General features: G+C 54.5%; 7 protein-coding genes. All 7 read right to left on the bottom strand.

Going from position 1 to position 16,680, the window contains the following annotated elements; translation table 11 throughout:
- Positions 1-110: 110 nt before the first annotated feature.
- A complete protein-coding gene (locus DQG13_RS00550; protein WP_181592485.1) occupies positions 111-6,905 on the bottom strand; it encodes an Ig-like domain-containing protein in 6,795 nt (2,264 codons plus the stop codon).
- Between the two features lie 134 nt (positions 6,906-7,039).
- Positions 7,040-8,476: a LamG-like jellyroll fold domain-containing protein gene (locus DQG13_RS00545; protein WP_113017688.1), complete on the bottom strand. Its 1,437-nt coding sequence runs from the start codon at positions 8,474-8,476 to the stop codon at positions 7,040-7,042.
- Between the two features lie 2 nt (positions 8,477-8,478).
- The gene (locus DQG13_RS00540; protein ID WP_113017417.1) at positions 8,479-10,254 is read right to left on the bottom strand and encodes a glycoside hydrolase family 2 protein; all 1,776 of its coding nucleotides are present in this window, start codon (positions 10,252-10,254) and stop codon (positions 8,479-8,481) included.
- A gap of 29 nt (positions 10,255-10,283) precedes the next feature.
- Positions 10,284-12,548, bottom strand: a complete 2,265-nt coding sequence (locus tag DQG13_RS00535; RefSeq protein ID WP_113017687.1) for a family 43 glycosylhydrolase — start codon at positions 12,546-12,548, stop codon at positions 10,284-10,286.
- 166 nt (positions 12,549-12,714) lie between these two features.
- A complete protein-coding gene (locus tag DQG13_RS00530; RefSeq protein ID WP_113017416.1) occupies positions 12,715-14,730 on the bottom strand; it encodes an alpha-L-arabinofuranosidase C-terminal domain-containing protein in 2,016 nt (671 codons plus the stop codon).
- 23 nt (positions 14,731-14,753) lie between these two features.
- Positions 14,754-15,647 carry a carbohydrate ABC transporter permease gene (locus DQG13_RS00525; protein WP_113017415.1) on the bottom strand — a complete coding sequence of 298 codons (894 nt, stop codon included), beginning with the start codon at positions 15,645-15,647 and terminating at the stop codon, positions 14,754-14,756.
- A gap of 14 nt (positions 15,648-15,661) precedes the next feature.
- Positions 15,662-16,618: an ABC transporter permease gene (locus DQG13_RS00520; RefSeq protein WP_113017414.1), complete on the bottom strand. Its 957-nt coding sequence runs from the start codon at positions 16,616-16,618 to the stop codon at positions 15,662-15,664.
- Positions 16,619-16,680 lie beyond the last annotated feature (62 nt).

Here is a 16,680-nt window from a genome sequence, read left to right as displayed (position 1 = left end):
GAGCTATGATTCACATCCTGTACAGCAAAAGAAGACATCTTCCCAACCGGGATTCATGTCTTCTTTTGCTTATTCCTATAAACCTTTTTCCGATTACAAGTTTCTAAACCTTATATCCCCAATACGTCTAACATTTTAAAAATAATAGCTGCCGCTTCGGCCCTTGTCATTGCTTGGCCCGCCCGGAAAGTGCCATCCTCGTAACCGTTCAGGATGCCAGCGCTCATGGCCTTATCGATAGACGGCTCCGCCCAAGACGGAATGTCCGAAGCATCCTTCCAGCCCGCTGCTTGCCCCATCAAGCCGATGGAGCCGGTCCCGGTTCCGTAGAGCTGCAAGGCTCTTGCTGTCATAACAGCCACCTCCGCCCGCGTTACCGTGAGCTCACCCCTGAAGCTTGTTGCGCCGGCTTCCTCATAACCGAGAACGAGGCCCGCTTCAACAGCAGCCACAACGTACGGCTTCGCCCAAGACGGGATATCCCCGTCATCCGAGAAGCCCGTGCTGCGGGAAGCTGCTTCAAGCCCCAAAGCCGACACCAGCATCTTCGCAAATTCCGACCTCGATACGGTTTCATCCGGCCGGAAGCTTCCGTCCGGATAACCGGCTGCAACCTTCATCCCCGCCAGGCGGCGAATGTAGGAGGCCGCCCAATGATGGGCCATATCCGTCATGGCTGCCGGTTCATAGGCGAAGACAGCGAATTTCGTGAAGTGATCCACTTCCACGCGGATTGTTCCATCCGCATGGACAGTTCCGCCGATGAATATCCAGCGCTTTGTGCTTTCGTGGTAATAGTACACAGCCGGTTGACTCCCGGGCTTCAGCTGCTTGGCATCGTAGACGAATGAAAGCACCAGTGGCTTTGCAAACCGATGACCCGCGGTACTGGTCAGTTCAAAAATCCGGCTGACTGCTTGAAGATTGCTGTCCGCGAAAGCCTGATCCGGTTCGACCAATGCAATCCGAATCGATCCTTTTGCCAACACAGCTCCTGCAGGAATCTGGATCGTCACTCCCCCCTCCAGCTCCAGCCGCTTGCTTTCTTCCGGGCTCACATCCGCTTCATATTCTTTACTCCCGGATGCCGGCCCGGCGCCAGAAGTTCCCTCCGTTGCCGTGCCTTCGGAGACTGGCTCCTCAGACTCCCCGGTTCCGGACGAATCCTCCTGGACCGTCACCTTGCGCACCACTTCGGCAGCAGCGTTACCCGCTTGATCAATTACATTGTAGCGCAGCATATAAGTGCCGGCCCTGTTGGTGTAGACGTCGCCCGCAACCGTAATCTCGCCTACAGGACCGATATTATCGGCTGCCGTTGCGCCTGGCTCGCTGTAGGTTCCGCCCAGCGGCACAGTCATGCTGGACAATCCGTTCAACGTGATAACCGGCGCAGTCTTGTCGATGCTGATAGTCAAAGAGCCGGTCGGCGTTGTATTCCCGGTCCCATCGGCGGCGTAATACGAGATGGTGCTGCGTCCCTCAGCGGAAACCGCAACCGGGCTGCTGTATTCATGCCACGTATCTCCCGCATCCAGGCTGTAGAACATCTGGACTTGGTCCAAGCCTTCGCCTTCAGGACGCAACGTAACAAGCACATCCGAAACATGCCAGCCGTTGCTCCCGGCTTCACCGGACACCTCTGCTTGAATGGCCAGGGAATCACCGCTGTCGTTGGCGGAGAGCCGTCCCGAAACATCGAAGCCGGTAAACGCGTTGTAAGTCGCTTGGATTCCGTCTGTATAAAGACCGACCTGAGCGGGTCTGTTCTCAAAAGGGTCCTCTGCGTCAAAGAGCAGCTCGTTGTTTACCCATACATAGATTTTGCCCTTCGACCGGACAATCTTGTAGAAGTTTTGCGCACTGATCTCTTCCCGAAGCACAAAGGTGAAGGGACGATTGGATTCCGAAGGAACACTCAGCCGCAACTGACCGGTCTTGACAGGATTCGCAAATTCGGCGATATGGTAATCGCCTTTGCCCTTGTCCTGATACGTGAACGGTACTGCTTTCCAGCCGTCCGTCCAGCTGTCGAACCGGAAATCTGCCGAGTCCGATTGCGGGAGCTCAAAAAACTTGTTTACATATTGGAACGGGCCGTTAAACCATAAGATCTTGGCCGACGAAACCTCCGCTTCTCCCCGCAGATCGTATACATACTCGCGCTGTCCGTCCGCATCGTAGTTGCTGTGCCCGTAGATGGTATCTCTCGCCGTGGGAGCAACAGCCATAATCTCCTCACGGCCATCCACAACCTTGCGCAGCTCAAATTCGTTGGTGGCGTAATTCGTTCCCGCTGTCACGTAGTTCTGTTCGTCGATGTATTCGAGAATAACACCCGCTTTACCCGCTTCCGGCAAGGCTCCCGTATTGACATTCACTGAAAATTCATGCTCGAGCATCCGGTCGCCCTTGACTGTAAGCGCCTCTCCGTCAGAAGGGGATTGCAAGCCTTTCTCGGATACCTGCCATGCATCATTCCAACCGTTGATGTACGTGCCATATTCGCTCCAGCCGGTGGTTACGGTTACGTTATCCATCCGAACACTAGCCTTGTTGCTGATCAGGCCAATTTGCCCCGGAGCCGCCATCGCCTCATGCTCGAATACCGGTCTGTCATCGTTAAGGGTGTAATGATCCAGCTCCGCAAATAACTTGGACCCGTTCTTGTATACCTGGAGCGTGTGATATTGCTCCCCGAAGTCTGCAGCGCGGGGATCATCATGCAGGAACGCAAACGTGGACGGCAAATCCGCTGCCGAATTTTCCGAAACACCGTTGATGCGGGAGTGGATAACAAGCTGCCGGTCATCGCGGTCGATTAACAAATTCACATAGTTGTCCTCGTCTTGATACCATACGACAATACCTGCCTGCCCCTCAGCTCCGAATCCGTTGCCGTTGCCATCGAACCGGAGATTGGTTTCCATAAAGAAGTTTTCCGCAGCATATTCCTTCAGCAGCATTCGTTTCAAATCACTGGGCGCATTCATGTACAACGCCCCGCCATCGATAGATACACCAGACTCAGGAACATCATAATGCTGCAAGCTGGCTTCCGAATCGAACCGGTCTTGGAAGGTCGGCGTCCATACATCCGGGTGGAGACCCTCGGAATCGAAGGAGGTGGGACCATCGGCAACCATCTCCTGATCCCAGAAATAGACGCGGTCCTTCCCTTGCCCTTCGTTGGAGTTCCAGAAGGCCTTATAGGTGATCCAGGTCTCGAACCCGTTGGGCCCTTTAATGACATTCGGCTGGGACGGCCCGACAATGTCGGATTCCACCGGATGACCGTTGGTATCGTACAGACCGAAATCCAGATGGTAAAAGCTCAATGCAGGACCGTTGGTGCTGATCTCCACGGAGATCACATTCTCCCCGGTTTGCAGCAGCCCGGCGGGAACCTCCACCATCTTATAGGCCCGCTGCTGACCGCTTAATGTGAAAAGCTCCTTGCCGTTCACATACAGCTTCCCGTAGCCCTGCAAGCGGTAGCGCAGAACCGTGGTATCCGGCACAGTGTCAAGCTCAAAGGAACGTTTTGCCCACATCGTGGCAGGACCGTTGGGATTGGCCCAAATTTCGGACGCCGCCTTTTTCCCATCATTATAGATGCTTGGAATTTTCGCCCGATTCTCTTCCGGCCAACCAAAGCCGCCTTCCCCGGACACCCAGCCGTAAACGGAAGAACCGACGGTATTCCAGCCCTCCGCAGGCGTTTTGAAGGTGTATTGATACGGCTGGCTTCCATGCTCCGCCGTCGGCAGAATCACGCGGTATTTCAGAATTAACTCCTCGATATTGCGGGCCAGCAGCTTGCCCGGATATTTGGAATCGTTGGTTATTTCGTCGTAGCTGTCGGCTTGCGCCACCCCTGTTTCATAAAGGCCTGTTTCCGGGAACATCTGATTTCCCACATACAGCATATAGTACCGGCCATTATGATAATAGAGCTCCGGCCCCTCGAAATTGACGAAGTTCATATTGGCCCAATGGCCCATCTGTGTCGTCACCGTCTCCGTCGCCTTGCCGCGGGCCGGATTGCCCATTTCGTTGAAGAACGATTCCACATTCCACAACCATGCGCCGGCGCGCCCCGGCTTTGCCGCCCCGGTGTTCGGGTCTGTCTCGTCCGGATTTACCTTGCGCAGGAAGACCAAATCTCCGTTATGCGCCACGAACAACTGCGGGTCAATTCCCAAGTCGTACCGCTTACTCCAATAGGGATGACGGAAGTCGGGCACCGTATTCATCGTTGCCGGGTCCCCGTGAATCAGCGAGGTGCCATTGAAGACATAGAACATAACCCCGTTATGATACAGCAAATCCGATGCTCCATACTCGAAGTAATTGGGGTCCACCGGAGTGGTCGAGTCCGGGCTCCAAATCATTTGATAAGGACTTTCCCAATGGATCATGTCCTTGGAACGGTACAGATTCCCATTGGTGCCGGTACCCATTGCATAATAGTAGCCGTTATACTTCTCGATTGTTCCGTCATAGAGAGTAGCCTTCTTGCCTAAATCCTTCCCCGAATCCACGCGGATCAGGTTATCGATGATCTTGAGCGCAAATGGATTTACCGTCACTTCACTGCTGGCCGCAAAACCCCCGTCCTCGGTTTTGGCGGTAATGACGGCAGCTCCCGGTCCTACGGCCGTCACCCTGCCGCCCGCATCCACCGTTGCCACAGAAGAATCGGAGGATGACCAAATGATATTTTGGTTCGAGGCGTTCTTGGGCAAAATCGTGGCTGACAACAGATGCGTCTCTTTCACCGCTAACATGAATTTGGAGTGATTCAGGGAGATCGCCTCTACCGGTATGCCCTTGACGGTGACAACCACAGAAGCCGTGTAACCTCCATCCTCCGTGGTTGCGGTGATGGTCGTTGTTCCCGGTTGAAGCGCTGTCACGACACCCGCTTCGTTAACCGACGCCACAGATGGATTGTCGGAGGACCAGCTTACATTTCGGTTTGACGCATTCGCCGGTGTAATAGCAGGCTTTAAAACCTGCGTTGCACCCGTCAGCATTTCCAAGCTCGCAGGCATAAGGCTCACCCCTTCAACCGGAACTTGTTCGATGGTAACGTGACATGTTGCCATATGTCCCCCATCAACCGTCGTTACGGTGATTGTTGCCGTTCCAACCGATATCCCTTGTATAGTTGCTTTCAGGCCGCCGCTGGACGCAACTTTCACAACGGATTCGTCGCTGGAGGTCCAAACGACCTTCTGGTTTAGCGCATGCCGCGGGAGAACCGTTGCCACAAGCTCCTGGGAGAGGCCCTTCCCAAGCTTAACCGCAGACAGATCCAGGATGACGCTTTCCGCGTGGACGGCGCCAACGATGGGTTCGACGGTTGCATTGTAAAGCCGGACATCATCAATCACCCCTCGGAAATAAGCTCCTGTCTCCGTTCCGCCGAAAGCGTCAACGGAGAATCTTGCGCCGATGGCCCCTTCGTTGGCTGCTGCGGCGACTTTGTTGTAGGGAGTGGTTGTTTCCCCGGCCAATTGTCCGTCAAGGAAAAGCTTGAAGGCGCCGTTGCCGAAGGAAGTGGAAATGTGATGCCATGTGCCCGTGTCGGCCAGCTCTTTGGAGAGAATGAAGCGGTTGCCTGCGCTCACAACGGCAGCCTCCACCCTCCCTTCATTCAGTTGAATGGCCAGTCCTGCCGCATTGCCTCCCCGTTCAAACAGCACTTGCCGGGTGTTCACATCCTCCGGCTTGAACCACATGGCGGCAGTGAACTCAGAAAACTCATCTCGCAAAAAGGTCACATTCGTCGTATTGAGCTGAAGGATATCCGTCGATCCATTGAAGAAAAAGGCGCCCCCGTCAACACCTCCATCCGGCAGCCAGCTTCCAATGGCGCTTATGGAATGATGCCCCTTGCCGGAGGAATCCTCGGCAACCTTCTTGCCGTTATGATTGTAAGCCCCATCCAGTCTGTACCAGGCCTCCAGTCCTTCTTGGGGCATGGAAACCAGCGCAGGCAGGACGGTGACAACGCTGGCCGCCGTGTAATTTCCATCCTCCGTTATTGCGGTAATCGTGGCGCTTCCCGCTTTTTTGGCTTCTATAACCGCTTGTGCCTCTTGTGCCCCACCATAAACGGAAACTGTCACGACAGATTCATCGCTGGAGGTCCAGGTGACATTGCGGTTGGTGGCGATTGACGGCTGGAGAGAAGCGGCAAGATACACCGCCTCGCCCACCGGCATAGTCATCCGGGCCTGCTCCAGATTAATCCCGGTTACTTCGATGGAAGGGGCAACCGCTTTGCTGTAAAGCCGCACATTATCGATCATCCCGTTGAACCAGGCCCCGGTCTTGTCGTCTCCGCCAAAAGCATAGACCGCGTATTTGGCGCCGATGGCAGCTTCGTTAAGCGCCGCGTTCACTGTCTTGAATACAGCAGTCGCAGAGGCAACGCTCTTTCCATCCAAGTACAAGGTGAATTTCCCTTTGTCAAACGTAGCCATCACATGATGCCAGGAGCCGGTGTCCGTAAAATCCACCGATACAATTTCCCGCAAGCTGGCGCTTGCAACAGCAGCCTCCAGCTTATTCGCGTTTAATTGAATCGCAAGTCCTGCCGCATTGCCTCCCCGTTCGAACAATACCTGCTTCGTTTGCGTGTCGTTGGCTTTAAACCATAAGGATACGGAATGCTCACTGAAGGCATCCTTCAGGAAAGATCCTGTAGGGGACGTGCCCAAATTCAGCTGAATCAGATCGGTGACGCCGTTAAACGACATGGCTCCGCCGTATACGCCGCCATCCGGAACCCAGGCGCCGATTGCGCTAACGGAATGATAGCCATTTCCGGAGGAATCCTCTGCAGCATTCACTCCGTCCAGCTCCAAAGGCGCATCCAGCTTGTACCAGGCCATCAAATCTTGCTCCCCGCTTATCTCCAATGCATGAGCCTTGCCTCCAGGAAAACTGCCGCTTATGAGCGCCATGATAAGGATGAACGCGAAAAACCGCCTAAAGTCCCTGCTCAATTTGCCCTCTCCCCTTTGTATCATATCCCGATCATTTGACATTCCTGACCATAGATAAAAGCAATATCGGCCGGCTGCAGCGGCACCGAATAGAGCTTGACGGATCGAATCTGTCCACCGAACGCGGCCAAATCTCCGCTATCCCCGAAGGCATCCGTACCGAAACGCGCTCCGTAGCCCCCCGGGTCGCTGTGCGGCTCGATCCAATCAAACGGCGCTTGCGCAGACGCGGCAAATGTACCGTTCACATAAAGCTCCAACAGCCCCTCGTTGAATACAAGAATAGCGTGATTCCAGCTTTGGGCCTCTTTCAGCCCGAAAGTCAGAGTCGTTCCAACGCCTTCGCTGGCAACAGCCGCTTCAATTGAGCCGGCCCGCAAACGAAGGGCAAAACCGCTTCGGCTGCCGCCCTCGTCGTATAAGAGTTGTGTGCCTTCCAGGTCCTTCGCTTGAAACCAGACCGATACTGACCGCCGGGCAAATTCGTCGTGGAGCCTGCCCGCTGCGGCCCTATCGGCAACTCTGACGCCGCCGAATACTGGGGTGGGATAATGGGCCTCCACTCCGTACCGGTTGATCACAACCGCCAGCTCTTCCTCCGTAACCGGAAATACAGTGAAGTGTCTTGCGCGGTAGGGAAAATGGACACGGCCGGCTTCAAGCTCCTCCGACCATTCCCGCAAATTTCCCGATTGCATGACGCCAATCTTCCCATACGCCCAATAATCGTAGAACAAACACCAGGTTTCCTCATCCTGCAGCTTCAATATTTCCGGCCCTTCGGTGAAATCCGGCGTGATAAAATCACTTGCAATCACGTAAGGCCCCTCCAGATGATCCGAAACCGCCAGCTTATTCCCCGGAGGATGCGGCTCCTTCCCTCTGTCGTACACATATTCTTCATCCTTGTAGAACATGTGGTACTTTCCGTCCAGGCAAGTGATGTTGGCGTCGATGATACGGTAACCCGGATCGAACAACAGCTTGGCTTCGCTGAATGATTCCCAGTCCGGTGTTCTTAAGCAGTAAATTTTGTTGTTGTTTACCTTCGGGCCCAGGCTGGAGGACCAGTGCAGCATATAATCGTTTTGTTCCGGATCAAAGTTGAATTCCGGCGCCCAACTGTTCGCAACCTGACCAAAATTGGCCATGGCCGGAATGGCTTTTTCCCCTTCCCAATGAACCAGATCCCTGGAGCGCGCATAACCAAGCCGGATATTGGACGGACGTATCGTAAAAACCATATGCCATAAGCCGTCCGCGCCTTTCTGAATGAACGGGTCCCGCAGCACCCCTTCGCCGAGAGACGGAGCCCATACAGGCTCGTTATGGTTCAATTCATACCATCGCAATCCGTCCCGGCTGTATGCGTAATGAAGCTGCTCGACCTTGTCGGTCTGCCTCGGCCCCGAGCGGAAATAAGCCATCATATAGGCTGGTGATGAAGGCAATGTCATGGCTACCTCCCTGTAAAACCAAGATTGATCTCGCGGATTTTCTCAATGGGCACCTTCGGCTTGCGTTCCTCGGTTAAGAGCCCGTTTACCTCTTGCTGGACGTCCGTGATTTGCGTATAGCAAAATCCGACGATATAATCCGTCTCTTGGATCGCCTCGTGAATGCCCCGGAACCGTTCCAGGAACGCTTCCTCCGAAGGAACCTGCTTTCCGTAGCCCCAGCCCTTGCCGGAATCGAAGGCAATGCCGCCGAATTCGCTTACGATGATCGGCTGTCCCTTGTAGCTGTAGCCGTCGGCGAAGGCGTATTTCCATTGGTTGAACGTCTTCCCGTTGCTGACGATTTCGTCCTTGTCCGCATAGCTTTTCAGGAATTGCTCCTTCGTCTCCACATAATCATGCAGGGTCAAAATATCGGATACCGTATGCTCCCATCCGTCGTTGGTAATCACCGGGCGGTTGGGATCAAACGCCTTGGTCAGATGATAGATGCCTTCGGTAAACTCCATTTGCCTGCGGTCCTTGAGGATGTTCCCGATGCCCCAGGATTCGTTGAAGGGAACCCATGTGATAATGGAAGGATGGTTGTACTGCTGGCGTACAATCTCCATCCACTCCGTCGTGAACTTTTCAACTGCGTTATCATTGAATTCGAAGGTCGCCGCCATCTCGGACCAGACCAGCACACCCTTAACGTCGCACCAATACAGGAACCGGGCGTCCTCGATTTTCATATGCTTGCGGACACCGTTGTAGCCCATTTGCAGCAGCAGATCAATATCCTCGATCAGCGCCTCCTCAGAAGGAGGGGTCAAATGGCTGTCCGGCCAATAGCCTTGATCCAGCAACAGTCTCTGATAAACCGGAACATTGTTGAGCAGCACCTTGCCCTTCTCGATGGAAATCTTCCTCATGCCGAAGTAGGAATAGACATGGTCCACCTTAACGTCATCCTTGTACAAAATGAACTCCACATCATACAGGTTCGGACGTCCAGGAGCCCAGTAGCAGCGCTTCCACGGCCCATTCATTTCGTGAACCAGATCCACCTCAAGGGACAGCCACGGACGGTCGATAATGAGACTGGCTCTTTTTACCTGACGGTCCTTCATGGTGATAACCGTCTCCAGCCGGAGCTTGCTGCCGGTGTTCAAATCTCCCTTGACCTGATACTCGAACCGGACAGAGGAGGCATCCAGATCCGGGGTAATTTTCACCGAATCGATGTGCTCCGGTTGGACGAACTCCAGCCATACGGACTGCCAGATCCCCGTCGTCTGCACATAGAAGCACTCGAAGTTATCCTTCACCCAACGCTGCTTGCCCCGGGGCTGGGTCGCGTCCATGCTGTCCTCCGCCCTGAGCGTCAGCTCATTCGGGGAGCCGTGAACGATGTAGGGAGTGATGTCAAACGCAAAAGCTGCATAGCCGCCCTGATGCCTTCCCACGTATTCGCCGTTCACCCAGACCGTTGCAATATAATCCACCGCCTGAAAGTGCAGCAGAACCCGTTGACCTGCAGCTTCGGCGGGAATGTCCAACGTTCTGTTGTACCATACGCAAGGATGATGCTCTTCTTCACCGATGCCGCTGGCCTTCGTCTCATAGGTGAACGGAACGGTAATGGTGCGGTCGCCGCCGAAGCTCCGGTGCCACCCACGCGCTTCACCGGAATTGGCATCGTCAAAGCCGAAGCGCCATTCACCGTTGAGATTGATCCAGTGATCCCTTACGAACTGGGGTCTCGGATAGTTTTTCACATATTTCTTGGTGGTCATTCTGTTCTCCCACTCCTCTGCTATCGTGATTATTGGGGGGCTGTTACGGTCAAAGGTGAAACCGACCAAACCGTGGATACGCCCTTCAGCCCTACCCGGCCGCGCAGGAACCCATTCGAGTCCGTCCACCTCAGAAGCGGCTGGCTGCTTTCATCGGCGAATATGGCAATGGCGGCTCCCTCCAGCTTGACGGTCATCCGGCGGGTCTGTCCCGGTGCGAAGGGCAATGAGGCAAAATCCAGCACGCTTGACTTTTCGTAGCTGATCCGCTTCAAGACCACTCTGTCTGAACGGAATGCCAGCTCATAGCCCATAAAGCCGTCCTTAACCTGGTCCTTATGGTCGGATTCGTTGGTGGTCCGCACCAGCACGGCCGTTTCCTCCGTTGTCTGCTGCTTCATGGTCACTTCGAAGCTGACGGTGTAATCGGTCCAGCCGGAATCGCCGCCGAACCGGTTGAGGATACCAACCTGCGTCGGCTTGATCACCGACTCCTCCGGCACGGGTACCGTCAGGCTGGCTTCCGCATACCGGAGGGCGATCTCGCCCTTGTCCCGGCGCAGGGACAGCCATCCCGTTCCTTGTTTCAGCTCAAACTGACCCAGCGGCACCTTCGTCCATTCCCCATCTTCGACAAAATATGAAGCCTCCAGCTTCACTTTCTTCGTCACGCCCTCCGTCTCCACCACCAGCGTCGATCCCGCCGATGACTTGGCAACACTCACGGAGAGCAAATAGGTTCCGTCCTGGCGGACATTCACCGGATAAGTGATCCCGTCGCCCTTGCCGGACAGAACCACGGCGTCGCTGCCATCGGGGGTGATCCCCTGGCGAACGGCCGGGCTGCCCTCCGGAATACCGTGAACGGCTTCTATGGAACCCGGCAGCGGCTTGATCGTATTCCTGTCGCTGCTGCCGCCTGCCTCATTGGAGAAGGCGGTGTAACGCAGCTCCGGGTCGGCTCCTTGCGGCCACCCGTACCCGATGCGGCCGGGCTTGGCAGCCATGCCGGTTTGCTCGATCCGGAGCAGGCCGTCCCAATAAAGCATGGTGCCGGAGCTGTCCGACTGGACACGGATGGTATGAAGCTTCGTCAGATCGGTTCCCTCCGGAAGCGGTTGTGCGGCGACGGACGTTTCCACACCGTTCACACAGTCGATCAAGACCAGCTCCATCTTGCCGCCGTCCACGCGGGCCGAACGGTAATTCTCTTGATCCTCATAGGCAAATATCGCCTCCAGCGATGAAGCCGAACCCGATTTTCCGCTGTCCGCGAGTGTGAAGTTGTATTCTGCCGTATAGCGGCTGTCCGTAAGCTCCCGGGTCAGCAGTAATTCCAGCATCCTGCCTCCTCCCGCACCGCTCATCCGTTCCCAACGCTCCTCCGAAGGGGGAGCGCCCAGGGCGTCCCGGAATAACGGCATCCGTGGCGCTTCCTGCTGCGAACCATACGTCGGACCCAGCACAGACATCTTGTCTCCGTTAAAAACAAGCCGGTCCAGGTTCATCCTGCGGACAGGCGGTCCTTCTGCGGAAACGCCAACCAGGTTGTGGTAGACGATATAATAGGAATCCATATCCGGCCCCAGGACCGTTGAGCTGTGTCCCAGGCCGTTGAAGTCTTTGTCGGTGGAGATCAGAATCGGGTTATTCTCCGGAATCGTGTAGGTGCCAACCGGAGATTCCCGGTTCACCCCGTAATTGACCCGGTACCCTCTGCTGAACACATGATTGCCCGTATAGGTCATGAAATAACGCCCGTTCCGCTTGATAATCATCGAGCCCTCCGTCCAATGTCCAAGGGAGGTAGTATTCAACTGCTTTCCCGTTCCAATCGTATATGGATCGGACATGGGAGCCGCCATAATGCCCCCGTTTTTGGCATGGGTAAAGGTCCATTGGCCGTCATCGTCAATAAAGACGGAGCCGTCAATGGTCAGACCGAGATTGTCCGTCTTCTTCACGAATGGACCGGTGGGTTTGTCGCTCTGCAGCACATAATGCCCTTTGCCGGCCGGTGATGTGTACATATAGAATGATCCGTTCCAATAGACCACCTCCGGCGCATATGCTCCTTCGCTTACGGGCTCCTCGGTGACCAGCCCCTCATAGCGCCAATTCACCAAATCATCGGAACTCCACGCCTTGATGCCGACCCTGCGGTCCTTGGTGCTGCAGTACAGGTAATACTTTCCGTCGTACCTGAGAATATACGGATCTCCGATACCGTAATCCTCCCATTCCTGATCCAATTGGAACGGATTCGAATAGGTTTCCCCCAAAACTGGCGCCATCCGGCCGGAGCCTCCCTCCTCCCCAAGCTGCAGCCGGATGATCAACGCTGTTAACAGAAGCAAGGCTGCAATTGGGAGCAAATATGTCAAAAATGAACCTTTTTTAATCGATGCCTTCCATTTCATCGGTTTCATTCGCTCCACCCGTTTCATTGGCTTATCCCTGTCAGCGGACGGTCTCCAATACATATACGGATGACGCTCTTAACATGCAGGTCATTCGGCCTTCCGCAAACGGGATTTCATGCGTCACGCAAGCTACACGTTCCGGATGGTCCACACTATTGAAGGCTTCCGGATCATCCGCCGTCAATTCCAGCAAACGGGCTGTGCCCGATCCGGCAAATCCGTCCAGCCATATTTCGGCTGCCGTATCCTCAAGGCTGCGGTTCACCATAAACACCGTCAGCTTATCTCCGCCTGCATTTCGGCAAGCGACAACATCCAGATTCGGCAGATCATCCAGCTGAGGAGCCTCCGGCGCCGGACTGCTCACCTTAAAGCTGCCGCATTCGGTCCTGCACGGAACTACATGATCCAACTCCCGGTTGGCATACATGGCCATCACATAGTAGGTCGGTGTTCCGTATACCGTTAAGGACTTCCCGCTCCAGCCCGCCGTTTTCCCGCGAAACTGGTCTGCATAGTAGTCTCCCACCCGAATACAGCCGCCCAGCCAGCCGTTTACCAGATCGGAGAAGCTGCCGATCTCTGCCAAATCGCTGTTGCGGATGAATTCGTTTAAATTGGCCGCATTGGCAGCCGCCGCCTCAAGGGTATGCTCCCGGGGCAGTCCCCTGCGGACAGTGTTCGGTTCATACATCGTATTGTATTCCGTAACCGCCAGCTTGAGATGGGAATAGCGGGCGTCGGATTGGAACAGCTCTCTTAGCTGCCGGAACGTATCCCTGGTCCATTCCGGATAAGAAACCATTGCCTTGAACCGTTCTTCCCTGGCCGTGCGGCCATTCATGCCGAAGCGGGAGTATCCGTGGTACAAATGCAGGGTAATGTAATCCACATATTCTGCGGCCCGCTCCAGCAAAGGGAGGTTCCAATCCATCGCCGTATGTCCGCAGGCCAGCAGCCTGATTCCGGGATCGGCGGCCTTCATGGCTTGGGCAAAGCGCGCACAACGTTCCGCGAATGCCTCTGCGCTGCAGTGGCCCACCTGCCACGGCCCCCAGACCTCGTTGCCGATCTCCCAATATTTCACGCCGTACGGCTCGGGATGCCCATTGCTGGCCCGAAGCCTTCCCATGGGCGTATCCGCGCCGCCGTTGCAATATTCCACCCATTCCGCCGCTTCCTCAGGCGTGCCCGAACCGTCGTTGACGCAAATCAGCGGCTCCACGTTCAACTCCCGGCAAAACCGGATAAACTCGTCCGTGCCGAAATATTTGCTGGTCCAGCCGCCCCATGCTTCATTGACCACACAGGGACGCTCATATACCGGCCCCACCGCCTGCCGCCAATGATAGGCGCTGATATAATTCCCCGCCAGCCGCATCATGCCGGCGTTCAGGCCCCTTGCCATGTCCATAACTTCCTTCCGTACATTGCCCGCAGCATCCGAAGGCAGGAGGGAGATATGATCCAGCCACAGCATCCCTGTGGAGACATGGTCCAGCCAACGCTCATGCCCGGACGGCACATAGACCCGGAACTCCGCATGCTCGCAAGTCCGCTTAACCGGAATCCGGGTCTCATAATGCTTCCATTCATGGCGGACCGGATCGATCCGCACCGAACCAAGCACTTCCCCACTGGAGCCATCCACGATTTCCGCTGTCACGAACCGGATTTCAACCGAAGCCCGCACATACAGCGCCAGCCTGTACCCAGCCAAATCCTGCTTTACGGCAATCGTTTGGCAAATGCCTGCATATCCTTCGTCGTCACTATACATCCGAATCATTTGGCTATGACCGGAATGATGCGCAGCAGCCGGTTCAAGAGCATACACGGTGCTTTTCCCGTTGGTATAAGGGCGCCAATGTCCGGAAAGCCCTCTGTATGTTACATCCATGCTTTCAAAATCCATATCCTTCAGCGGGTAAGCCAGCATTGCATCCATATGGTCCCGGATATCTTCCACAAAATGTCCGAATAAATACGGATTGATCCTGCTTCCGCCGGTTTGATCCGCATACACCTGAATCACAGCTTTTGATTGCCCCATTGCCGCAGCCTTCCTTCCATCCGTTATCCTTTCAAGGAACCGATCATAACACCCTTCACAAAATGCTTCTGTACGAAGGGATACATCACCAGAACCGGCAAGCTGGAAATGATGATCACTACATATTTAATGCTCTCGGCCAGCAGGATTTTATTTTCCAAGCCTACGCTGCTGTCAATCGCATCCGCTTGGCTTACCATCAGCACCTCGCGCAGCACCAGCTGCAGCGGGTACAAATCCTTGCTTCTGATATATATCAGGGCATTAAAGTAGGAATTCCAGTGGCCAACCGCATAGAACAGAACCATAACCGCCAATATCGGCTTTGACAGCGGCAGGATAATATTCGTCAGCAGCTTCCAGTTGGAGGCGCCGTCGATCAAGGCCGCTTCCTGGACCTCCCAGGGGATGCTGGTTTGAAAATAAGTTCTCATAACAATCAGATTGTAGGTGGCAATGGCGCCCGGAATGATCAGAGCCCACATGGTATTCACCATGCCCAGATTCTTCACAAGCAAGTATGAAGGAATAAGTCCGCCGCCGAAGAACATCGTCAGCGTAATGATGAACATGAAGCCCCCCCGCCCGGGAAGATCCGGTCTGGACAGCGGGTATGCCGCCAATGTGGTCATTGCCAGATTAATGAGGGTCCCAACCACCGTATACAAAATGGAATTTCCATATCCGTTCCAGATCTGACTGTTTCCGAATACGTTCTTATATGCCTCGAATGTAATCTGCTTGGGAAACAGAAGCACTTCGCCGCTTAGCACCAATGCCGGATCACTGAATGAAGCGCTGACGATAAAAATCAGCGGGTACAGCACGATAATAACGATTAGGGCGGCCAATATGTTGACCACGGCATCAAATACGAGGTCTTCCGATTTTCTTCTCTTAAACGTGAGTTCCTTCATTGTGAGAGCCCTCCTCACCACAAGCTTGTCTCGGCTTTTTTACGGGCAAAGCGATTGACGAGCACCAGTAGCGCCAGATTGATGACAGAGTTGAACAAGCCGATTGCGGCCGTATAGCTGTATTCCCCTTTCAGAATGCCTGTCGTATAGACAAAGGTGGAGATCACATCGCTGGATTCCAGATTGAGGTTGTTTTGCATGAGCAATATTTTCTCAAACCCCACATTCATAAAATGCCCCACATCGAGAATCAGCAGAATCACGATGACCGGAAGAATCCCCGGCAGCGAAACATGCCAGATGCGCCGAATCCTGCTGGCCCCATCCATCTTGGCTGCTTCATACAGCTGCGGATTGACACCGCTTAACGCAGCAATATAGATAATCGACTGCCACCCCATGCTTTGCCATATATTCGATCCGATGAAGATCGGCTTAAACCAGGCCGCCGAGTCCAGAAACCTGATCGGTGTTCCTCCAAACAGTTCAATGATCTTGTTGACCGGCCCGCCATTGGGAGACAGAAACAGTGTCAGCATGCCGACCATAACGACGATGGAGATAAAATGGGGAATATACGTGATGTTCTGCACAATTTTGCTGTATGTTTTACTGCGGATTTCGTTGATCAGGAGCGCCAACAGGATCGGTATGGGAAAAGCAAACAACAATGAATATAGATTAATCGAAACCGTATTCCAGAGCAGTCTCCAGAAATAGTATGAATTATAGAATCTCTGAAAGTTATCCAACCCGACCCATTCGCTTCCGAGAATTCCCTTAGCCGGGCTAAAGTTCTTAAACGCAATCTGCAGCCCGTACATGGGCCCGTAATGGAAGACCAGGTACCAGGCGATTGGAATAAGCAACATCAGGTAGAGATCGTACCGAACAAAGACCGATCTCCAGAGGCCGGAGCGCCCCGGTTTGACCCGGGGAGCAACGCCTACAGAATTGAGCGTATGTTTCATCTGCAGTCCTCCAACCGCTTGTATGGCTTTATTTTTATGAGGGGTTCCCCCAAAAGCTGCAG

Source organism: Paenibacillus sp. YN15 (assembly GCF_003285005.1).
Lineage (GTDB): Bacteria > Bacillota > Bacilli > Paenibacillales > NBRC-103111 > Paenibacillus_AR.
The sequence above is the reverse complement of the archived record's forward strand: the minus strand, read 5'-3'. Positions and strand labels throughout refer to the sequence as shown.

What these genes read in the sequence shown, in the direction of transcription:
- DQG13_RS00540 (WP_113017417.1), bottom strand. Translation starts at nt 10,254, where the DNA reads ATGACCACCAAGAAATATGTGAAAAACTATCCGAGACCCCAGTTCGTA.
- DQG13_RS00520 (WP_113017414.1), bottom strand. Translation starts at nt 16,618, where the DNA reads ATGAAACATACGCTCAATTCTGTAGGCGTTGCTCCCCGGGTCAAACCG.
- DQG13_RS00530 (WP_113017416.1), bottom strand. Translation starts at nt 14,730, where the DNA reads ATGGGGCAATCAAAAGCTGTGATTCAGGTGTATGCGGATCAAACCGGC.
- DQG13_RS00550 (WP_181592485.1), bottom strand. Translation starts at nt 6,905, where the DNA reads ATGGCCTGGTACAAGCTGGATGCGCCTTTGGAGCTGGACGGAGTGAAT.
- DQG13_RS00525 (WP_113017415.1), bottom strand. Translation starts at nt 15,647, where the DNA reads ATGAAGGAACTCACGTTTAAGAGAAGAAAATCGGAAGACCTCGTATTT.
- DQG13_RS00535 (WP_113017687.1), bottom strand. Translation starts at nt 12,548, where the DNA reads ATGGCGCCAGTTTTGGGGGAAACCTATTCGAATCCGTTCCAATTGGAT.
- DQG13_RS00545 (WP_113017688.1), bottom strand. Translation starts at nt 8,476, where the DNA reads ATGACATTGCCTTCATCACCAGCCTATATGATGGCTTATTTCCGCTCG.